The sequence below is a fragment of the Streptomyces sp. Je 1-79 genome (genome assembly GCF_025195125.1).
In the GTDB taxonomy this organism is placed as follows: Bacteria; Actinomycetota; Actinomycetes; order Streptomycetales; family Streptomycetaceae; genus Streptomyces.
The window spans coordinates 188458-205312 of sequence record NZ_JAMGSL010000014.1 but is presented as its reverse complement, the minus strand read 5'-3'; the positions used below and the strand labels follow the sequence as shown (position 1 = coordinate 205312).

Below are 16855 nucleotides of genomic sequence, written 5' to 3'. Positions count from 1 at the left end.
TGCTCCTCATGCTCGCGCCTGGAACTGCTGCGGCGCGACCGGGTGCGCGGCCCTGGCCCGCCACACCCGATCCTCCCACGTCCGGGGGTGGAACCCGGCCGTCGGTCCAGCTATCGGACGCGAAGAACGTCAGATCGCGTGGGTCCGCGGGTTCAGGTCGCGGAGCGGCGGGCACGGACGGCGCGCCACAGCCGGCGCCCGCCCTCCACGGCGAGGAACGTCAGCAGGAGGGCGACGACCGTGTCCTGCGCCCACTCGGGCAGCAGGTTCACGAGCAGCTTGAAGAGCGAGCTCACCCAGTCCGCGGCGAGCGTCTCCGTTCCGGTCACGTGGCTGCCAGGGCGCGCTCGCCGGCGTCGCGCATCGCGGCCAGCGGAGCCCGGTCGACGCCCGTCATCTGCTCGACCTGGAGAACGGCCTGGTGGACGAGGAGGTCGAGACCGCCGAGGACCGCGCCGCCGCGCTCCGACCACGCCGCGGCGAGCGGTGTCGGCCACGGGTGGTAGAGCACGTCGAAGAGGGTGCCTGGGGCGTCCGGGACCTCCGCCGCGAGTGCGTCGGTGGTGCCGGCCGGGGTGGTGGCGATGACGAGCGGGGCGGAGAACGCCCGCTTCGCGTCCGTCCATGCGGCGGTACGCACGTCCACGCCGAGGCGCTCGCCCCAGCCGCGCATCTCGTCGGCCCGCGCCTCGCTCCGTACGTACGCGGTGACCGGACCGGCGCAGATCCGCGCCAGCGCGGCGAGCGCGGAGGAGGCGGTGGCACCGGCGCCGAGGACCGCCGCGGAGTCGACCTTCTCGACTCCCCGCTCGCGCAGGGCCGCGACCAGGCCCGGAATGTCCGTGTTGTCCCCGAGACGACGGCCGTCCTCGGTGAGGACGACCGTGTTCACGGCCTCCACCGAGGCGGCCGTGTCGCTGATCTCGTCGAGCAGCGGGATGATCGCCCGCTTCAGCGGCATGGTCAGCGAAAGACCCGCCCAGGAGTCGTCCATCCCGGCGACGAAGCCGGGGAGCCCGGCCTCGTCGACCTCGAACCGGTCGTACGACCAGGTGTCGAGGCCGAGCGCGGCGTAGGCCGCCCGGTGCAGGACCGGGGAGAGCGAGTGTGCGATCGGCGAGCCAAGGACGGCCGCGCGCCGCGTGGACGGCATCAGTTCTACCTCGACTTGTTGAACTCGTTGACGAGCTTCTGGTGATCGGCGTTCGTCTTGGTGAACTTGGACGTCTTGCCGTCGAGCGAGATGAAGTAGTACCAGCCGTCGCTCGTCGGGTTCACCACGCCCTGCAGAGCCTCGTTGCCCGGGTTGCCGATCGGGCCGGGCGGCAGGCCCTTGTAGAAGTACGTGTTGTAGAGGTTGTCGTACTTCCGCAGCTCCTCGAGGGTGAGGTCGATCTTGCTCTGGTTCTTGATGTAGTTGTACGTGGAGTCGAACTCGAGCTTGCCGAAGGTCTGCGGGTTGCTTGGCTTGAGCCGGTTGTAGACGACCTCGGCCATCTTGCGGAAGTCGTCGTGCGACGTGCCCTCGGCCTGGACGAGGCTCGCGATGGTGATGAGCTGCCACGGGCTCTCGACGCCGAGCTGCTTCGCCTTGGCCTCCAGGTCGTACTTCGCGTACTCCTCGTTGGAGCGGGCGACCATCTTGCGCAGCACGTCCTCCGGCTTGTTGCCCTTGGCCACGGGATAGCTCGCCGGGAAGAGGAACCCTTCGAGCGGGTCCTTGAGGTCGGCGTGGTTGGTCGCCCAGTCCGGGAGACCGAGGTCCTTCGCCTTCGCCTTCGCGATGCCCTGCGTCGTGCCCGCCTTGAGGTCGAGCTTCTTGTCGATCTGCTCGTAGACCCAGACGTTCCGCTTGCCTTCGGGGATGACGAAGTTCGCCTGGCTCGCCGGGCTGAGCATCAGGGTGACGGCGCTCTCCGCCGACATCTCCTTCTTCAGCGTGTAGACGCCGGCCTGGATCGACAGGCCCTTGGGGTTCTTCCCCTGCGCCGACACGAAGGCGTCGACGCTCTTGACGACACCGGCCTTCTTGAGGATGTTGCCGATCTCGTAGCCGCCGGCGGACTTGGGAATCTCGACCTGGACCTCGCCGCTGCCCTCACCCGCGTAGTCGGGTGCGGCGCCGAACTGGCCCTGCCAGAACTGGTAGCCGAAGTAGCCGATGCCGCCGACTCCGCCCACCAGGACGAGGGCGACGACCAGGCACGCGACGCCGTTCTTGCCCTTCTTGTTCTTCTGGCCCTTGCCGCCCCGCCGGTCCCGACCGCCCCGCGACGAGCCGTCGCCGGACCGCTCGTCGTCGTGGTCGTCGTGGCCGTCGTCATCGGCGCCGTCCTCGCCGGTGAAGAAGGGATGCCGCTCCTCTTCCTCGGGCTCCGCCTCCCAGTCGATCACCGGCTCCGGCGGACCCTGCCGCCGGCCCGGGGGCTGCGGCGGCGGGTACGCCTCGGGGGTCCCGTAGAGGTCGGGGTTCTGGCCGCCGTACGGGTCGGCGGGAGTCGCGCCGTACGGCATGGCCGCCTGGCCCGTCTCCCAGCCCGTGTCGTACTGCTGTGCGGGGTACCCGGGCGTGTCGTAGCCCTGCCCGGAGTAGCCCTGCTGGCCGCCGTACGTCTGATTTCCGTACTGGGGATCGCTGTACTGCTGAGGCTGCTGACCCTGCTGCGGATGCGGCTGCTGGTGCGGCTGCTGGTACTGCGGGTCGTACCCCTGCTGCCCGCCCTGCCCGTACTGGTCCTGGGCGTACGAGCCCTGGGGGTACGGGTCCTGGGGGTACTGCCCCTGGCCGTACTGGTCCTGGCCGTACTGCGCCTGCTGCGGGTACTGCTGCTGGCCTCCCCATCCCTGGTCCCCGTACAACGGGTCCTCGGGATGCCACGGTTCGGAGCCGGGGCCCCGGCCATACTCAGTCATCGATCCCCAAACAGCCGCGAGGCTTCCGGACGGTCCGCCTCTACGTAGTGCGGCAGCTGTTCGAACACGCCGCATCGCGCGGAACGTTACCGTATCGCGATCAGATGACCACTTCGACGCCCTCGCCGGGAGGATTACCTGATACCCGTTCGGACTCAAGAGCGTTTTGAAGGATGATCACAGCGGCGGCCTGGTCGATGACGGAGCGCCCCTTCTTCGACTTCACCCCCGAGGCCCGCAGGCCCTGGGTGGCCGTCACGGTCGTCATCCGCTCGTCGACCAGCCTGACCGGCACAGGAGCGACGCCCTTGGCCAGCTCTCCCGCGAAGCGCCGGACCTTGACCGCGGCCGGGCCCTCGCCCCCGGAGAGGGAGCGCGGGAGGCCGACCACGACCTCGATGGGTTCGTACTCCTCGACGATCTGCCTCAGCCGCCGGTGGGCGGCCGGGACGTCACGTCCCGGCACGGTCTCCACCGGCGTGGCGAGGACCCCGTCGGGGTCGCACGAGGCGACCCCGATCCGGGCGTCCCCGACGTCGATCGCGAGACGACGACCGCGGCGCATCGTCACGCCGTCTCCACCACGAGGCGCTCGACGGCGTCGATGGCATCGCCGACGGCCTCGGGGTTCTGGCCGCCGCCCTGGGCGACGTCCGGCTTGCCGCCACCGCCGCCGCCGAGGGTCTTGGCGGCCGTACGGACGAGCTCACCGGCCTTGAGACCGCGCTCGCGGGCGGCCTCGTTGGTGGCGATGACCGTCAGCGGGCGGCCGTTGGCCGTGGCGAACAGGGCGACGACGGCCGGGCGGTCCGAGGAGATGCGGCCGCGGACGTCGAGAACCAGCTTGCGCAGGTCGTCGGCGGAGGTGCCGTCGGGGACCTGGCCGGTGACGAGCGCGACGCCGCGGATGTCCTTGGCGCCCTCGACCAGACCGGCGGCGGCCTGCAGCACCTTCTCGGCGCGGAACTTCTCGATCTCCTTCTCGGCGTCCTTCAGCTTGCCGAGCATGGAGGAGATCTTCTCCGGCAGCTCCTCGGGGCGGCCCTTGACCAGCTCCTGGAGCTGGGCGACGACCGTGTGCTCGCGGGCGAGGAAGTTGTACGCGTCGACACCGACCAGGGCCTCGACACGGCGCACGCCACTGCCGATCGACGACTCGCCGAGCAGCTTGACCAGGCCCAGCGCGGAGGTGTTCTTGACGTGCGTACCGCCGCACAGCTCCTTGGAGAAGTCGCCGATGGTGACGACGCGCACCTTCTCGCCGTACTTCTCGCCGAACTCGGCGATGGCGCCCTGTCGCTTGGCCTCGTCGATCGGCATGACCTCGGCGTGGACGTCGAGTTCGCGGCCGAGGACCTCGTTGATCTTCTGCTCGACGTCCATGAGGACCGTCCCGGGCACCGCGTTCGGCGAACCGAAGTCGAAGCGGAAGCGACCGGGCGAGTTCTCCGAACCGGCCTGGGCGGCCGTCGGGCCGAGGGCGTCACGCAGGGCCTGGTGCGTCAGGTGCGTGGCGGAGTGGGCGCGGGCGATGGCCCGGCGGCGGCGGATGTCGATGGAGGCGTAGGCGGTGGAGCCGACCGTCACCTCGCCGACCTGGACGGCGCCCTTGTGCACGGAGACGCCGGGAACCGGCTGCTGGACGTCGCGGACCTCGATGACGGCGCCGCTGTGCAGCTTGATGCGGCCCTGGTCGGCGAGCTGGCCGCCGCCCTCGGCGTAGAAGGGGGTGCGGTCGAGGACGACCTCGACCTCGTCGCCCTCGGAGGCGGCCGGCGACGGGACGCCGTTGACCAGCAGACCGACGACGGTGGACTCGCCCTCGGTGTTGGTGTAGCCGGTGAACTCCGTGGCGCCGTTGCCGTCCGCGATCTCGCGGTAGGCGGCGACGTCGGCGTGGCCGGTCTTCTTGGCCTTGGCGTCGGCCTTGGCCTTGTCCCGCTGCTCCTGCATCAGGCGGCGGAAGCCGGCCTCGTCCACGGAGAGCCCCTGCTCGGCGGCGATCTCCAGGGTGAGGTCGATCGGGAAGCCCCAGGTGTCGTGGAGCAGGAACGCCTTGTCTCCGGGCAGGACGGTGCTGCCGGAGGCCTTGGTCTCGGTGACGGCGCCGTCGAGGACGTTGGAGCCGGCGTTGAGCGTCTTGAGGAAGCGGGCCTCCTCGGCGAGGGCGACGGTCTCGATCCGCTTGCGGTCGGTGACCAGCTCCGGGTACTGCTCGCCCATCGTGTCGATGACCACGTCGACGAGGTCCTGGACGACCACGCCCGTGGCGCCGAGCAGGCGCATGTTGCGGATGGCGCGGCGCATGATGCGGCGCAGCACGTAGCCGCGGCCCTCGTTGCCCGGGGTGACACCGTCGCCGATGAGCATCACGGACGTACGCATGTGGTCGGCGACCACGCGCAGCGAGACGTCGCTGTCCTTGGCCTTGCCGTAGGCGACGCCGGTGAGCTCGGTGGCCTTGTCGATGACGACCTGGAGGGTGTCGGTCTCGTACATGTTCTGTACGCCCTGCAGGATCATCGCGAGGCGCTCGAGGCCGAGACCGGTGTCGATGTTCTTCGACGGCAGGTCGCCGAGGATCTCGAAGTCCTCCTTCGAGGTGCCCTCGCCCCGCTCGTACTGCATGAAGACCAGGTTCCAGATCTCCACGTACCGCTCGTCGTTGACGGCCGGGCCGCCCTCGACACCGAACTCGGGGCCGCGGTCGTAGTTGATCTCGGAGCACGGGCCGCAGGGGCCGGGGACGCCCATCGACCAGTAGTTGTCCTTCTTGCCCAGGCGCTGGATGCGCTCGGCCGGGACACCGACGACGTCGCGCCAGATCTGCTCGGCCTCGTCGTCCTCCTGGTAGACGGTGATCCAGAGCTTCTCCGGCTCGAGCCCGTAGCCGCCGTGCTCCACCGAGGTGGTCAGCAGCTCCCAGGCGAGCTTGATGGCGCCTTCCTTGAAGTAGTCGCCGAAGGAGAAGTTGCCGCACATCTGGAAGAACGTGCCGTGGCGGGTGGTCTTGCCGACCTCTTCGATGTCCGGCGTACGCACGCACTTCTGCACGCTGGAGGCGCGCGAGAACGGCGGCTTGACCTCGCCGAGGAAGTACGGCTTGAAGGGAACCATGCCGGCGGGGACCAGAAGCAGAGTCGGGTCGTCCGCGATGAGCGACGCCGAAGGCACGACGGTGTGCCCGCGCTCCTCGAAGAAGCTCAGCCAGCGGCGGCGGATTTCAGCCGACTCCATCAGTGGTCCTCATTCCGGTTGTACGAAATCGTTCGGTACGAATGCGTGGTGGTGTTCGGGGTGGCATCGAGCGATGCCCTGCGGCGCGGCCCGGGAAGCTCGCGCTCGGCCGGTGCGTCCACGGGGGCCTCCAGGCCGAGGACCTCGCCGAGTTCGGCTTCGCGCTGGACCATGCCCGCCCTGACGTCGAGGGCGAAGTCCTTGAGCCGGTGGCCGGTCTCGACGGCCTTGTTCGCCGCCTGCGCGGCGAGGCTCTCCGGGGTCAGCTGCTTGAGCTTCCGGTTGACCTTGGTGGTGGCCCACACGCCGGCTGCTGCGCCTGCGGTGAACCAGAACGTACGGCGGAACATCGCGGCTCAGCCCTTCTGCTTCCTGCGCCGAGCGGACGGCACGGTGCGACCGACGACGGTGCGGCGGGCGGGCGCGGGCGCTGCCTCGTCCCGGCCGCGGCCGAGGGCCTTGCGCACTCCGTAGCCGAAGGCCGCGACCTTGACGAGCGGGCCGCCGAAGGTGGAGGCGACCGTGGTGGAGAGCGCCGAGGCGTTGGAAGTGACCTCCTGGACGTCCGAGGCGATGGCGTCGACCCGGTCGAGCTGGGTCTGCGCCGACCGCACGGTGGCCGAGGCGTCGCTGAGCAGCGGTACGGCCTGTTCGGTCACGTCCGCCACCAGTTTGGTGGTCGCCTTGAGCGTCTGCGCCAGCCTCACCAGCACCACGGCGAGGAAGGAGACGAGAATCGCCCAGAACACGGCCACCAGAATCCCGGCAACCTCTCCACCGGTCACTCCGCACCGCTCTCTGCTGTCGTTGGGCACTTACGAAAAGTCGTCCTCCGACCCTATCGCGCCCGGGGTCTTTCCCCGTACCCGATTAGGACCCGACGAGACGTCCCACCGCGGCTCCCTGGAGGGGAATCCTCCCGTTCGGATTGTACGGAGAGCGTGTGGGTGAGTACGCTCCGTGTCCCATGCGAAGCAGCAATCTCCCGGCTGAGCTGAACGTCTTCGTCGGACGGGCCGACGAGCAGGACGAACTGGCCCGACTCCTGGGGACATCGCGCCTGGTCACGGTCGTCGGAGTGGGGGGCGTCGGCAAGTCCCGGCTCGCTCTGCGGGTCGCCGCGGCGGCGCAGAAACGCTACGTCGACGGAGTGTGGCTCGCCGATCTCTCGGTGCTGCGCGAACCGGATCTCGTGGCGCTCGCCCTGGTCGAGGCGCTGGGGCTGACCGACCACACTCTGCGCACCCCGAGCGAGACGCTGACCGACCATCTCGCCGAGCGCCGGCTCCTGCTGGTGGTGGACGGTTTCGAGCACCTCGTCGAGGAGTGCGCCCCGCTGGTGCGTAGGCTCCTCGCACACGCTCCCGGCCTCACGGTGCTGGCGGTGGGCCGCCGCCCGCTGCGCGTCGCCGGGGAGGCCGTCCTCACGCTGGCGCCGATGGGCGAGGACGACGCGGAGACCCTCTTCCGGGAGCGGGCGGGGGCCGCGGGCGACACCCACGCCTCCCGGGCCTTCGACGCAGGCGGTCCGCCCTCCGACGGGGCCGCCGTGCGCGAGCTGTGCGGGCGGCTGGACGGGATCCCGCTGGCGCTGGAGCTGGCGGCCGCCCGGATGCCGCTCCTGACCGTGGAGCAGATGCTGCACCGGCTCGGCGACCGGTTCCGGCTGCTCACGGACGGGGCGCGGGGCGCGCTCCCCCGGCATCAGACGCTCCGTACGGCGATCGGCTGGAGCCATGAGCTGTGCACGCCGGAGGAGCGGCTGCTGTGGGCCCGTCTCTCGGTCTTCGCCGGGCCGTTCGACCTGGAGGCGGTGGAGTACGTCTGCGCCGGCCGGGAGCTTCCGCCGGAGCGGGTGATGGACGTGCTCGGCGGTCTGCTCGCGCAGTCGCTGGTCGTACGGGAGGACACGTCCGCGGGTCCGAGATACCGGATATTGGATACGGTCTCCGCCTACGGCGCGGAGTGGCTGGCGGCGCTCGGGGACACCGAGCGCATGCGCCGTCGGCACCGCGACTGGTACATGGGTCTGGCCACGTGGTGCGAGCTGGAGTGGTTCAGCCCGCGCCAGGCCGAGGTCGCGGCCTCCCTGGACGCGGCGCTGCCCAATCTGCGGGCGGCGCTCGAACTCTGTCTGGAGCAGCCGGACGAGGCACATCTGGCGCAGCATCTCGCGGGGACGCTCTGGTTCGCCTGGGTGGGGTGCGGGCGTCTGTCCGAGGGCCGGCACTGGCTGGACCGGGCGCTCGCGCTCGGCTCGGAGCACGAGGAGGCCCGGCTGAAGGCGCTGTGGGTGCTCGGCTACGTGGCGATCCTGCAGGGCGACGGCACGGCGGCGGTGGCGGCGCTGCACGAGTGCGGGGAGCGGGCCCGCTCCGCCGGCAATCCTCTGGCGGAGGCGTACGCGACGCATCGGATGGGCTGTCTGGCGCTGCTCTCGGACGACATGCCGCGGGCGGAGGAGCTGATCGGCCGGGCCCTGGTGACGTACCGGGAGGTCGGCGAGCTGAACAGCAATGTGCTGATGGGCCAGGTGGAGCTGGCGCTGGCCCGGGTGTTCCAGGGCGATCTGGAGGGCGCGGTCACCCTGTGCGCGGAGGTACGGGAGATCTGCGAGGAGCGCGGCGAGCGGTGGACCAGGGCGTACGCGCTCTATGTGCTGGCGTACGCGGCGTGGGCCGGGGGCGATCACCGCGAGGCGAGGGCGCTGCTCACGGAGTGCGTCACGATCAACCACACGTTCCACGATCTGGTGGGTCTGGTGCTGGCGATCGAGCTGCTGGCGCTGGTGACGGCGAGCGAGGGCGACCCCTCGGAGGCCGCCGTGCTCCAGGGTGCGGCGCTGCCGGTGTGGGACTCGGTGGGCCTGCAGCTCTTCGGCTCGGGGCACTTCAACGGGGCACGGGCGCTCTGTGCGCGTGAGGCCGGCGAGGTGCTGGGCGCGGAGCGTTACGGGGCGTCGGTGCGGGAGGGGCAGGGGCTCTCGCTGGACGCGGCGGTGGACCGGGCCCTCAGCGTGCGTCGGAATCCGGCCGTGCGGGGCGTCGGCCCGCGGGCGCCCCGTCCGTTCCGTACGGCGGGCCGGGAGAACGCGGAAGCCCGCCGGCTCCCCCACCTGTGAGGGCGGGGAAGCGGCGGGCTGTACACCGCGGGGGTGGTACTGCGCCGAACTGGATCAGCGGGCGTAGTACTCGACGACCAGCTGCTCGTCGCAGATGACCGGGATTTCCTTGCGGTTCGGGTCGCGGTCGAGACGGAAGGCCAGGGCCTTCAGGTTGACCTGCAGGTAGCGCGGGGTCTCACCGTCGGGGGCGAAGCCACCCTCACGGGCCACCTGGAACAGGGGCTTCTCGCGGGAGCGCTCGCGGACCATGACGACGTCGTCCGGGCGGACACGGAACGACGGCTTGTCGACCTTGCCACCGTTGACCTGGATGTGACCGTGCACGACCATCTGGCGGGCCTGGTAGATGGTGCGGGCGATGCCCGAACGCAGGACCAGGGCGTCGAGGCGACGCTCGAGCTCGACGACCAGCGCCTCGCCCGTCTTGCCCTCGGCCTTCTTGGCGCGGTCGTAGGCGCGCGCCATCTGGCGCTCGCTGATGTCGTACTGCGCACGCAGACGCTGCTTCTCGAGCAGACGGACCTTGTAGTCCGAGTTCTGCTTGCGGCCACGGCCGTGCTCGCCCGGCGGGTAGGGGCGGGCCTCGAAGTACTTGACGGCCTTGGGGGTCAGCGCGATGCCGAGGGCACGCGACTTCTTGACCTTGGGACGGGACTGGTTCGGCATGAACCAACCTCTCTATCTGTACGAATACGGCTTCACCAGGGTTAGAGGAGGTCGCATCCGCAGCCGGGGAAACCCGTACGGTCGTGAAGACCTGTCGGGCAGCCGCTCCCTGGTCTGGGCACATACGTGCAGCACGCGAACGGCCCATCGCCTGGTCCCGGGGTCCGGGGAGGTGATGGGTTGCCCGCGACACCTTCGAAGGTGCGCGACACTCCTGGAGATCCCGCCTGGGGCGGGGCTCCGACTGCCTGTCCCGTTCTGGTGGCGCCGGCCGAAGCCGGACACGGGACGCAGCACTCCGCACGAGTGTACCGGGTCGTCCGGGTGCCCGTGCACGGGCCCGGGTCCCGCCGTCAGCCGTCGCCGCGCAGCCGCTCCCGTACCTTCTCCACCACGTCCGCGTACCGCGCCTCGGCGCCGTAGCGGGTCGGTTCGTAGTAGCGCTTGCCGTGGACCTCGTCCGGGGCGTACTGCTGGGCCGCGATGCCGCCCGGGACGTCGTGCGGGTAGACGTACCCCTGGGCGTGGCCGAGCTTGGCCGCGCCCTTGTAGTGGCCGTCGCGCAGATGCGGCGGGACCGGGCCCGCGAGTCCGTTCCGCACATCCGCCTGGGCCGCGAAGATCGCGGTGGTCGCCGCGTTCGACTTGGGGGCCAGGGCCAGGGCGATCGTGGCGTGGCTCAGCGTCAGCGCCGCCTCGGGGAAACCGATCATGGCGACGGCCTGCGCGGCCGCGACGGCCGTCGGCAGGGCCGTCGGGTCGGCCAGGCCGATGTCCTCGCTGGCCGAGATCATCAGACGCCGGGCGATGAACCGGGGGTCCTCCCCCGCCTCGATCATCCGGGCCAGATAGTGCAGCGCCGCGTCCACGTCCGAACCGCGGATCGACTTGATGAGGGCGCTGGCCACGTCGTAGTGCTGGTCACCGTCCCGGTCGTACGTCACCGCGGCCCGGTCGACGGTCTCCTCGACCGTCTGGAGCGAGATCTCCGGCTCGCCCTTGGCGAGGGCCGAGCCCGCCGCGGCCTCCAGGGCGGTGAGCGCCCGCCGCGCGTCGCCGCCGGCGATCCGCAGCAGATGCGCCTCGGCGTCCTCGGGCAGCGTGACCGCCCCGCCGAGACCCCGTTCCTCGGTGAGGGCCCGCTTCAGCAGATCGCGCAGATCGTCGTCGGTGAGCGGTTCGAGCGTGAGCAGCAGGGAGCGGGAGAGCAGCGGCGAGATGATCGAGAAGTACGGGTTCTCGGTCGTCGCCGCGATCAGCGTCACCCAGCGGTTCTCCACGGCCGGGAGGAGCGAGTCCTGCTGGGCCTTGGAGAAGCGGTGGATCTCGTCCAGGAAGAGGACGGTCTCCTTGCCGAAGCCGCCGGCCGCCCGCCGGGCCCCCTCGATGACGGCCCGGACCTCCTTGACTCCCGCGGTGATGGCGGAGAGCTCCACGAAGCGCTTGTTGGTCGCCTTGGAGACCACGTACGCCAGGGTCGTCTTGCCGATGCCGGGCGGTCCCCAGAGGATCACGGACGAGGCGCCCGCGGGTCCGCCGCCACCCTCGCCGACGAGCCGCCGCAGCGGCGAGCCCCGCTTGAGCAGGTGCCGCTGGCCCAGGACCTCGTCCAGGGTGCGCGGACGCATCCGTACGGCCAGGGGGCTGCTGGACGGGTCCTTCTCCTGGCGTTCTTCGGCGGCTGCGGTAAAGAGGTCGGGCTCCACAGTCATGAAGCCTAAGTCAGAGCACTGACAGCGCGGCCCGCGGCCGCCCGGCCCCCTGACCCGTCAGCCGGTCCAGAAGTCCCACCAGCGGGTGAGGATCAGCATGCCGATGATCCCGATGTGCAGGACGGGCAGGACCCAGGTGAACTCCTCGAAGAAGGTCCGCAGGCCCCGGGGTGCCGGGATCACGCCGTTGCGGACGTTGTGCGAGGTCACGTACCAGAACATGACGATGGTGGCGACCCAGGCCAGGCAGCACCAGAGGCAGAGCGAGTTGATCTCGTAGAGCGACTGCTGCATGAGCCAGGTGCAGAACCCGACGCCGAACAGCGTGCCCGCGTTCAGACCGAGCCAGTACCAGCGGCGGTACCGGGCGCCCGCGAGGAGGCCGACGCCGATCGCGATCACCATCGCGTACGTGACGAGGCCGAGCATCGGGTTCGGGAAGCCGAAGACCGAGGCCTGGTCGCTCTTCATGATGTTGCCGCAGGAGACGATCGGGTTGAGGCTGCAGCCCGGGGTGAAGTTCGGGTCCTCGAGGAGCTTGAACTTGTCGATCGTGATCACCCAGGCGGCGAGCAGCCCCGCGGCTCCGGTGATCACCAGCAGCCAGGCGAAGGCACGGCTCGCGCCGATCGTGCCGCGCGCCGACTCGTCAACCGCTGCGTCTGTCATATCCCCGATCCATCACTCGCCGGCTTGTGGCCACGGTCCTGCTGGGCATGGGCCTTCTGGGCACGGTCATTGTGCCGCACAGGGGTGCCTGTCCACCGTTCGGTGGACATAAGGACGACCGGGGCCCGGGCCGCGCGCAGCGGTCCGGGCCCCGGTCGTCGTGACGTCTCGGATCAGGCCAGCTTCGCCCGGACGGTGTCGACCAGCGCGTCCAGGGCCACCGGCGTCTGCTCGCCGGACTCCATGTCCTTGAGCTGCACGACGCCGTCGGCCAGGTCGCGCTCGCCCGCGACGATCGCGTACCGGGCGCCCGAGCGGTTGGCGTCCTTCATCGCGCCCTTGAGGCCCTTGCCGCCGAAGGCGAAGTCCGCCGCGACGCCCGCCTTGCGGAGCTCGGTCACCTTGGCGAACAGCAGCCGGCGCGCATCGTCTCCGAGCGCGACGGCGAAGACGCTGGTGGCCGCCGGGATGTCCAGCTCGATGCCCTCGGCCTCAAGGGCCAGCACCGTGCGGTCCACACCGAGCGCCCAGCCGACCGAGGGAAGCGCAGGGCCGCCGATCATCTCGGAGAGACCGTCGTAGCGACCGCCGCCGCCGACCGCGGACTGCGAGCCCAGACCGTCGTGGACGAACTCGAAGGTCGTCCGCGTGTAGTAGTCGAGGCCGCGGACCAGCTTGGCGTCGTCCTCGAAGACCACGCCCGCCGCGGTGATCAGCGCGCGCACCTCCTCGTGGTAGGCCTTGCACGCGTCGCACAGGTAGTCGCGCAGCAGCGGCGCGCCGACCAGCTGCTTCTGCACCGACTCGCGCTTGTCGTCGAGGACGCGCAGCGGGTTGATCTCGGCCCGGCGGAGCGTCTCCTCGTCGAGGTCGAGCCCGCGCAGGAAGGTCTGCAGCGCCTCCCGGTAGACGGGACGGCACTCCTTGTCGCCGAGCGAGTTCAGCAGGATGCGGAAGTTCCGCAGGCCCAGCGAGCGGTACGCGTCGTCGGCCAGGATGATCAGCTCGGCGTCGAGCGCCGGGTCCTCGGCGCCGATCGCCTCGGCACCCACCTGCGAGAAGTGGCGGTAACGGCCCTTCTGCGGGCGCTCGTAGCGGTAGTACGAGCCGGAGTACCAGAGCTTGACCGGCAGGTTGCCCTGCTTGTGCAGGCTGGCCTCCAGGGCCGCGCGCAGCACGGAGGCGGTGCCCTCGGGCCGCAGCGCCAGCTCGGAGCCGCCCTTGGTCGTGAGGGTGTACATCTCCTTGGTGACGATGTCGGTGGATTCGCCGACACCGCGCGCGAAGAGGTTGACGTCCTCGAAGCCGGGCGTCTCGACGTAGCCGTAACCGGACTTGCGCAGCGGTCCGGAGATGGCGTCACGCACCGCCAGGTACTTCGCGGAGTACGGCGGGATCAGGTCGTACGTGCCCTTGGGGGCCTTGAAGGTGCTCACGGAGTACTCGTCACATTCCTCGTCGGGGAGCCTTCGTGCTCCCGAGGCCGGCGGCCACGTCCCGTAGGTACGGGTTGGTGGCGCGCTCCTGGCCGATGGTCGTCTGGGGACCGTGTCCCGACAGCACCACGGTCGAGTTGTCGAGCGGCAGGCACACGCGGGCCAGCGACTCGAGCATCTCGTCCATGTCACCGCCGGGCAGGTCGGTGCGTCCGATGGAGCCGGCGAAGAGCAGATCGCCCGAGAAGAACACGGAGGGGATCTCCGTGGTCTGCGGCATCTGGAAGGTCACCGACCCCTTGGTATGACCGGGCGCATGGGCGACGGAGAACTCCAGCCCGGCGAGGTCCAGCTTCGCGCCGTCGGTGAGCTCGTGCACGTCGTCCGGCTCGCCCACGGTCAGTTCGCCCATGAGCGGCATCCCGATGGAGCGGCCGAGGGCCTTCTCCGGGTCGCTCATCATGTACCGGTCGGCGGGGTGGATCCACGCGGGTACGTCATGGGCGCCGCAGACCGGGACGACGGAGGCGACGTGGTCGATGTGTCCATGGGTGAGGACCACGGCGACGGGCTTGAGCCGATGCTTGCGAAGCGTCTCCTCGACTCCCTGGGCGGCCTGGTGGCCCGGGTCGATGATGACGCACTCCTCGCCTGCGGCGGGGGCGACCAGATAGCAGTTGGTCCCCCAGGCCCCGGCGGGGAACCCGGCAATCAGCACGATCGTCCTTAAATGTCGTCCGGCACGGGGTGCGGCGGAGCGGAAGTGGCAGATCAGAGCTTACTGGCGCTGCGTATTCCACAGCCAACCCGTATACGGTACGGGCACACCCGGCCAGGACAGGAACGTACGAGCGACAAGGAGCAGACCCGGTGGTCAGCAGCGATCAGCGGCGGCGGCAGCTCGCCAGGGAGAAGTACGTGCGGCAGCAGCAGCGACGGCAGGAGGCGCAGCAGAAGGCCAGGCGGCGCAACACCGTGATCGCCGCGGCGCTCGCCGTCGTACTGGCCGCGGGTGGAGCGGTGTACGCCTCGGTCTCGCTGACCGACAGCGGCTCCAAGGACGCGGACAGCGCGGCGCCGAGCGACTCCCCGACCCCGGCGCCCACGTCGAGCGAGCCGAAGGCGCCGGAGCCGGCGATGGCCATCGACAAGAAGGCCGCGTACACGATGTCCCTGAAGACGAACGAGGGTGACATCTCGATCGCCATGGAGGCGGCGAAGACCCCCCACACGGTGAACTCGTTCAAGCACCTGGCGGACAAGAAGTACTTCGACGGTACGAAGTGCCACCGGCTCACCACCGAGGGCATCTTCGTCCTCCAGTGCGGTGACCCGAAGGGCGACGGCACCGGTGGCCCGGGCTACACGATCCCGGACGAGAACCTGGACGCGCTGGGCAAGGCCGGTGCGGACGGTTCGGTGACCTTCCCGGCCGGTACGGTCGCGATGGCCAACACGATGCAGCCGAACACCGGCGGCAGCCAGTTCTTCCTCGTCTACAAGGACACGAAGCTTCCTCCGCAGTTCACCCCCTTCGGGAAGATCGACGCGGCCGGTCTGAAGGTCGTCGAGGAGGTCGCGAAGGGCGGGGTCGAGGGCGGTGCCAAGGACGGCGCGCCCAAGACGGCCGTGACGATCGAGAAGGCCACGGTCGGCAAGAAGTGACACACCGCGTGACCGTTGAATTTCGGTCGCGCGGAGAGCGGACAGCCGGGCGGCCGGTCGCCTAGATTGGCGTTGTGCAGCGCGGTCCTGTATCCGCGTTGTTGAGGGCGGGCCGAGGCCCGCCGGGAACCTGTGGACGATGCCCAGGGGGCACAACCCCCTCGTCGGCATCATGTGGAGGAGGCGCTGTGAGCAGCGACCCGTGGGGCCGCGTCGACGAGACGGGCACCGTGTACGTGCGTACTGCCGAGGGCGAGAAGGTCGTCGGATCGTGGCAGGCCGGCACTCCCGAGGAGGCGCTGGCCTACTTCGAGCGCAAGTACGAGGGCCTGGTTGTCGAGATCGGCCTCCTCGAGAAGAGGGTGAAGACCACCGACCTCTCGGCGAAGGACGCCACTGTCGCGATCGACCACATCCGGCAGCAGGTCGACGAGCATCACGCCGTGGGTGACCTCGCCGCGCTGACCGCTCGTCTCGACAAGCTGGTCCAGACGGTGGAGTCGCGCCGCGAGGAGCGCAAGGCCCAGAAGGCCAAGCAGGCCGACGAGGCGCGCGGCGCCAAGGAGGCGCTGGTCAAGGAGGCCGAGGAGCTGGCGCAGAGCGAGCAGTGGCGGGCCGCCGGCGAGCGGCTGCGCGCGCTCGTGGACACCTGGAAGGGCCTTCCGCGGCTCGACCGGAAGTCCGACGACGAGCTGTGGCACCGCTTCTCGCACGCCCGCTCGGCGTTCTCCAAGCGCCGCAAGGCGCACTTCGCCTCGCTGGACGCGCAGCGCGAGGAGGCCCGCAAGGCCAAGGAGAAGCTGGTCGCCGAGGCCGAGTCGCTGTCGAACTCCACGGACTGGGGTGGCACGGCCGCCCGCTACCGCGAGCTGATGGCGGAGTGGAAGGCCGTCGGCCGTGCCCAGCGCGAGCACGAGGACGATCTGTGGAACCGCTTCCGCGGCGCCCAGGACGTCTTCTTCGCGGCGCGCGGCGAGGTGTTCGCCGAGCGGGACGCGGAGCAGACCGAGAACCTCAAGCTGAAGGAGGAGCTCGCGACCGAGGCCGAGAAGCTGGTGCCGATCGGCGAGCTGAAGGCGGCGCGTGCGGCCTTCCGCTCCCTGAACGAGCGCTGGGAGGCCATCGGCCACGTACCGCGCGACGCCCGGCCCAAGGTCGAGGGCCGGATGCACGCGGTGGAGCGGGCGCTCCAGGAGGCCGAGGAGTCGGAGTGGCGCCGGACGAACCCGGAGGCACGCGCGCGTGCCGCGGGCCTGACGGGTCAGCTGCAGGACGCGGTCGACAAGCTCCAGAAGCAGATCGATGCTGCCCGCGCGGCGGGCAACGACGCCAAGGCCGACAAGCTGGCGCGTGAGCTGGAGGGCCGTCAGGCGCTCCTCGACCAGGCTCTGAAGGGCCTGGAGGAGTTCGGCGGCTGATCCCGCGTACGTACG

General features: G+C 70.3%; 15 protein-coding genes. 3 read left to right on the top strand and 12 right to left on the bottom strand.

The features are described from left to right. Window positions 1–152 precede the first annotated feature (152 nt). From M5362_RS27175 to M5362_RS27145, 7 genes are all read right to left on the bottom strand, one after another. The gene (locus M5362_RS27175; RefSeq protein WP_260230405.1) at window positions 153–329 is read right to left on the bottom strand and encodes a hypothetical protein; all 177 of its coding nucleotides are present in this window, start codon (window positions 327–329) and stop codon (window positions 153–155) included. Then, entirely contained in the window at window positions 326–1153 is an 828-nt protein-coding gene (locus tag M5362_RS27170; RefSeq protein ID WP_260230404.1) for a shikimate dehydrogenase, read from the bottom strand. The genes M5362_RS27175 and M5362_RS27170 overlap by 4 nt, the downstream gene beginning before the upstream one ends. Window positions 1154–1158: 5 nt before the next feature. Next, complete coding sequence (gene mltG / locus M5362_RS27165) at window positions 1159–2913, bottom strand: endolytic transglycosylase MltG (RefSeq protein ID WP_260230403.1); 1755 nt, start codon at window positions 2911–2913, stop codon at window positions 1159–1161. 100 nt (window positions 2914–3013) lie between these two features. Next, entirely contained in the window at window positions 3014–3478 is a 465-nt protein-coding gene (gene ruvX, locus M5362_RS27160) for a Holliday junction resolvase RuvX (protein WP_260230418.1), read from the bottom strand. A gap of 2 nt (window positions 3479–3480) precedes the next feature. Then, a complete protein-coding gene (gene alaS / locus M5362_RS27155; RefSeq protein ID WP_260230402.1) occupies window positions 3481–6150 on the bottom strand; it encodes an alanine--tRNA ligase in 2670 nt (889 codons plus the stop codon). Next, window positions 6150–6500: a DUF6167 family protein gene (locus tag M5362_RS27150; RefSeq protein ID WP_260230401.1), complete on the bottom strand. Its 351-nt coding sequence runs from the start codon at window positions 6498–6500 to the stop codon at window positions 6150–6152. The genes alaS and M5362_RS27150 overlap by 1 nt, the downstream gene beginning before the upstream one ends. Before the next feature lie 6 nt (window positions 6501–6506). Further along, entirely contained in the window at window positions 6507–6935 is a 429-nt protein-coding gene (locus M5362_RS27145) for a DUF948 domain-containing protein (RefSeq protein ID WP_260230417.1), read from the bottom strand. A gap of 182 nt (window positions 6936–7117) precedes the next feature. Between M5362_RS27145 and M5362_RS27140 the strand changes: the two genes are divergently transcribed. Next, window positions 7118–9271, top strand: coding sequence for an AAA family ATPase (locus M5362_RS27140; protein WP_308354917.1), 2154 nt, complete (start codon window positions 7118–7120; stop codon window positions 9269–9271). A gap of 54 nt (window positions 9272–9325) precedes the next feature. Here M5362_RS27140 and rpsD read toward each other — a convergent pair whose 3' ends face one another. From rpsD to M5362_RS27115, 5 genes are all read right to left on the bottom strand, one after another. After that, window positions 9326–9940: a 30S ribosomal protein S4 gene (gene rpsD, locus M5362_RS27135; RefSeq protein ID WP_260230400.1), complete on the bottom strand. Its 615-nt coding sequence runs from the start codon at window positions 9938–9940 to the stop codon at window positions 9326–9328. 353 nt (window positions 9941–10293) lie between these two features. After that, entirely contained in the window at window positions 10294–11646 is a 1353-nt protein-coding gene (locus M5362_RS27130) for a replication-associated recombination protein A (protein WP_260230416.1), read from the bottom strand. A gap of 63 nt (window positions 11647–11709) precedes the next feature. Next, on the bottom strand, window positions 11710–12321 hold the full coding sequence (locus tag M5362_RS27125) for a vitamin K epoxide reductase family protein (RefSeq protein ID WP_260230398.1): 612 nt from the start codon (window positions 12319–12321) through the stop codon (window positions 11710–11712). Between the two features lie 173 nt (window positions 12322–12494). Next, a complete protein-coding gene (gene hisS / locus M5362_RS27120) occupies window positions 12495–13757 on the bottom strand; it encodes a histidine--tRNA ligase (RefSeq protein WP_260230397.1) in 1263 nt (420 codons plus the stop codon). Window positions 13758–13767: 10 nt separating this feature from the next. Further along, window positions 13768–14475 carry an MBL fold metallo-hydrolase gene (locus M5362_RS27115; RefSeq protein ID WP_260230396.1) on the bottom strand — a complete coding sequence of 236 codons (708 nt, stop codon included), beginning with the start codon at window positions 14473–14475 and terminating at the stop codon, window positions 13768–13770. Between the two features lie 152 nt (window positions 14476–14627). On the opposite strand from M5362_RS27115, the gene M5362_RS27110 reads away from it, so the two are divergent. Both M5362_RS27110 and M5362_RS27105 read left to right on the top strand, forming a co-directional pair. Continuing rightward, entirely contained in the window at window positions 14628–15422 is a 795-nt protein-coding gene (locus M5362_RS27110) for a peptidylprolyl isomerase (protein WP_260230395.1), read from the top strand. A 188-nt stretch (window positions 15423–15610) separates the two neighbouring features. Then, complete coding sequence (locus tag M5362_RS27105; protein WP_260230394.1) at window positions 15611–16840, top strand: DUF349 domain-containing protein; 1230 nt, start codon at window positions 15611–15613, stop codon at window positions 16838–16840. Window positions 16841–16855: the final 15 nt, after the last annotated feature.

Excerpts from the sequence above, each read along its gene's own strand:
- M5362_RS27170 (WP_260230404.1), bottom strand. The coding sequence starts at position 1,153 with ATGCCGTCCACGCGGCGCGCGGCCGTCCTTGGCTCGCCGATCGCACAC.
- mltG (WP_260230403.1), bottom strand. The coding sequence starts at position 2,913 with ATGACTGAGTATGGCCGGGGCCCCGGCTCCGAACCGTGGCATCCCGAG.
- ruvX (WP_260230418.1), bottom strand. The coding sequence starts at position 3,478 with ATGCGCCGCGGTCGTCGTCTCGCGATCGACGTCGGGGACGCCCGGATC.
- alaS (WP_260230402.1), bottom strand. The coding sequence starts at position 6,150 with ATGGAGTCGGCTGAAATCCGCCGCCGCTGGCTGAGCTTCTTCGAGGAG.
- M5362_RS27150 (WP_260230401.1), bottom strand. The coding sequence starts at position 6,500 with ATGTTCCGCCGTACGTTCTGGTTCACCGCAGGCGCAGCAGCCGGCGTG.
- M5362_RS27140 (WP_308354917.1), top strand. The coding sequence starts at position 7,118 with ATGCGAAGCAGCAATCTCCCGGCTGAGCTGAACGTCTTCGTCGGACGG.
- rpsD (WP_260230400.1), bottom strand. The coding sequence starts at position 9,940 with ATGCCGAACCAGTCCCGTCCCAAGGTCAAGAAGTCGCGTGCCCTCGGC.
- M5362_RS27125 (WP_260230398.1), bottom strand. The coding sequence starts at position 12,321 with ATGACAGACGCAGCGGTTGACGAGTCGGCGCGCGGCACGATCGGCGCG.